Genomic DNA, 2854 nt, shown 5'->3' on the forward strand with positions numbered 1-2854 from the left:
ATGACTCGTCCGATCCGCCCGGCCCGAGAGCCCGAGGCCGAGCCCCGGGCCAGACTTCCACATCACGGACTTACACGATCTTTCAGACACGCTCCCCTTGCGGCGCAGGCGCTTGCTGACCACCAGCATGCCGACCAGCGAGGTCAGGTAGCGGGAGGGGGTCAGGTGGTGGATTGGGGTGCGAGGGCGTCTTCGAGGGTGGCGTACAGGGGCAGGACGTCGTCGAGGCCGACGATGTGCAGGACCTCGACGATGGGGGCGGGGGTGTGGGCCAGGCGTAGCCAGCCGTTGCCGGCGCGGGCGGCGTTGTTCGCGGCGACCAGGACGTTGATGCCGCTGGAGTCCATGAAGGTGACGCCGTGGAAGTCGATGACGGTGCACCCGTCGGGATCGTCGTGTGCGGTGAGCGCCCTGTGGAGGATGTCGGTCGTGTTGTAGTCGATCTTCCCGGCCGGAGTGAGGATGCGCACGCCGTCGGGTGTGGTGCGCTCGGAGACGGTCAGACGGGTCTGGCTCATACCGTCTACCGGTCCTTTCCCTGCGAGGTGGGCACTCGTGCCGTGTGGGCACTCGTGCCGTGTGGGCACTCGTCCGGCGTGCGGCAGCGGGTCAGTGGTGCAATGCAGCGGACTGCGTGAAGCTCTTGTAGTGATCATATGAGGTGGGACGGGGCGTATGCAGCAGACCACGGGGGACGAGGAACGGAAAGTAGGGGGCAGTACGTTGTCGGCGTCGGTCGCTTACGACGGCGACTCCTCCTGTATCGGCGACGCGCGGCACCTGGCCGTCAGCTTCCTCACCGCGGTGCGGTCCGTGCACGGTGTGCCGGTGTCTGAGCGGGCGCTGGGCGTGACGCAGTTGGTGGTCAGTGAACTGGTGGCCAACGCGGTCAAGTACGCACCCGGCTCCGTGGCGCTCGATCTGCAGGTGGATGACGGTGCGGTGCGTGTTTCGGTGTGGGACGGCGACCCGGTCCTGCCGGATGTCGCCGCCACCGACCCCGAACGGTTGGGCGGCCACGGCTTGGAGATCACCCTCGCACTCAGTCAGGCCTATCAGGTGCGCCGGGAACCGGTCGGCAAGCGCGTCACGGTATTGATCGCTCTCGCCGACGATCCCAACGGCAGCATGGCCGCCCGCACCGCCGTTTGACCTCATCCCCGCCGCTGGGCCGTCCCGGCACGCCACCAGGGTCTCGCTCCGGTGGTGTGTGTACGTCATCTGACAGGCGGTACATCGCTTCGGTGTCGGCGTACGCGTGAGATGAGTACGCGGACATTCGGGTGAGGCCTCCACGATCTTCGGACCGGCAGGCAGTGCAAGGCCCCTGGCTTTCTTCGTGCGGCTACGCGTCCCGGTTGGGCTCGGGCACGGCGCGGTGTAGCGGCTCCAGGTCGCCGTAGAGGGCGGCGTGGAAGGCGGCGGCCAGTTCACGGGCCCGCTGTTGGCTCGGCACGCCGTGCAGCATGAAGTACACCGGGCCCGCGTAGGCGTCCGGGCCGGTCTCCCGCTCCTGGACCAACCGCACGACGGCGGCCCGCAGGGCCTCGTACACCGCCTTATCGACGGCGTGGCCCGGGCCGGCGGTCAGCGCGTCCGCTTTCACCGTCCACTGCTGGCCTTCATGTTCGATGGCGACGAACACCGCACGCTCCGCCCTGGCCGCCCGATACGCAGCGTCGAAGCCGTCGCTGACGTCCGGGATCAGATGGCCCGGGCACGGGCTCGGTAGCGGCTGCATACCGTGCATCGTGCCAGGAACCGGCTGATTCATCACAGATGTCGACCTGCCGTGCCAAGGCGGCGGAGGTCTTCAGCAGGCGCTCGCCCCCTGACGGCTCGAATCCGTGCGGCAGACGCGGCTGCCGCACACGCCCCGGGGAGGCGGCCGCCCACCAGGTGCGCTGCGCGACGGGCGCTGCCGAGCCGGCCCGTCTCACCCTCGGGCGTCCGGACGGTCAGTGCAGTGGCGCAGAGCTTCGGCCTCGGTGACGGTGTCATGGACCGGCAGAATCTGATCTGCTCCGGTCATTTGCAAGACGCGCCGCGGCTGCGCCGGCACGCACGCCACGGCAATCTCCGCCCCGTGCTGGTCCGCCTGCTGCTGGGCCAGGAGCAGGGCATTGAGGCCGCCTGAGTCGCAGAACGTCACACCGGACAGATTCAGCACGATGGACTGGCTTCGTAGGTGACGGTTGGGCTCTGGCACAGATCTTGGGGTGCGGTCGCGGAGTGTCACAAGGCAGGTCGCTCGCGGCTGTGATCACGCCTGCTCTTGGTAGACCCGGATTTCCTGGGGGTGGAAGGTGCGGACGATCGGCCAGAATTCCTGGCGGCCAAGGCTGTCGGCCCAGGCGTCGAGTTCGTCGTCTGTGTCGTGGAAGAACCAGGTCTCGAAGTGCCTCAGCGCCCGAAGTTGGGGGACGGGCTCGTACCGAAGTTCGCAGTGGAGCTGAATGTAATGATCATGCTCGCCAGAAGCATCGTTGATCTCGAACTGCCGGGCCAGGTCCAGCGTGAAGACGGGCGGTCCCTCGAAGGCGTGAGTCCCGTACTGGAAGAGAAGGCCATCGGCGTCTGGCGTGTCCGCGGTGTCGAAGCGCTGGGAGCCGAAGCGCACGAACCTGAGCCACACCTCGTCCAAGTCCAGTTCGGCGAGAAGCTGCTGTCCACGGCTTAGTACTGCAACGGTATTTGTTCTGAGTGCTGGGCAGTTTTCAGGGACTGTGTCCGCGTCGTTTGTAGTGACTGTGGCGGGCTTGGTGTTGGCGTCTGCGGCGCCATGTCGACCAGTGCAGGATGTGGTCGACCGGCGTCGGCCGGCGGTGGGTGAGACGGGTGATCAGGCGCCGTA

General features: G+C 67.3%; 5 protein-coding genes. 1 reads left to right on the forward strand and 4 read right to left on the reverse strand.

The window, feature by feature from the left end; all coding sequences use genetic code 11:
- Positions 1 to 161: 161 nt before the first annotated feature.
- Positions 162 to 518 carry an STAS domain-containing protein gene (locus tag ABZT03_RS43575; RefSeq protein WP_356049779.1) on the reverse strand — a complete coding sequence of 119 codons (357 nt, stop codon included), beginning with the start codon at positions 516 to 518 and terminating at the stop codon, positions 162 to 164.
- Positions 519 to 675: 157 nt separating this feature from the next.
- Between ABZT03_RS43575 and ABZT03_RS43580 the strand changes: the two genes are divergently transcribed.
- On the forward strand, positions 676 to 1152 hold the full coding sequence (locus tag ABZT03_RS43580) for an ATP-binding protein (protein WP_356049781.1): 477 nt from the start codon (positions 676 to 678) through the stop codon (positions 1150 to 1152).
- A 193-nt stretch (positions 1153 to 1345) separates the two neighbouring features.
- Here ABZT03_RS43580 and ABZT03_RS43585 read toward each other — a convergent pair whose 3' ends face one another.
- The 3 genes from ABZT03_RS43585 to ABZT03_RS43595 form a co-directional block, all read right to left on the reverse strand.
- Positions 1346 to 1741 (reverse strand): hypothetical protein, encoded by a 396-nt coding sequence (locus tag ABZT03_RS43585; RefSeq protein ID WP_356049783.1) that lies wholly within the window; start codon positions 1739 to 1741, stop codon positions 1346 to 1348.
- Between the two features lie 195 nt (positions 1742 to 1936).
- The gene (locus ABZT03_RS43590; protein ID WP_356049785.1) at positions 1937 to 2239 is read right to left on the reverse strand and encodes an STAS domain-containing protein; all 303 of its coding nucleotides are present in this window, start codon (positions 2237 to 2239) and stop codon (positions 1937 to 1939) included.
- Positions 2240 to 2263: 24 nt separating this feature from the next.
- On the reverse strand, positions 2264 to 2620 hold the full coding sequence (locus ABZT03_RS43595; protein WP_356049786.1) for a hypothetical protein: 357 nt from the start codon (positions 2618 to 2620) through the stop codon (positions 2264 to 2266).
- Positions 2621 to 2854 lie beyond the last annotated feature (234 nt).

The organism is Streptomyces sp. NPDC005574 (assembly GCF_040605435.1).
In the GTDB taxonomy this organism is placed as follows: domain Bacteria; phylum Actinomycetota; class Actinomycetes; order Streptomycetales; family Streptomycetaceae; genus Streptomyces.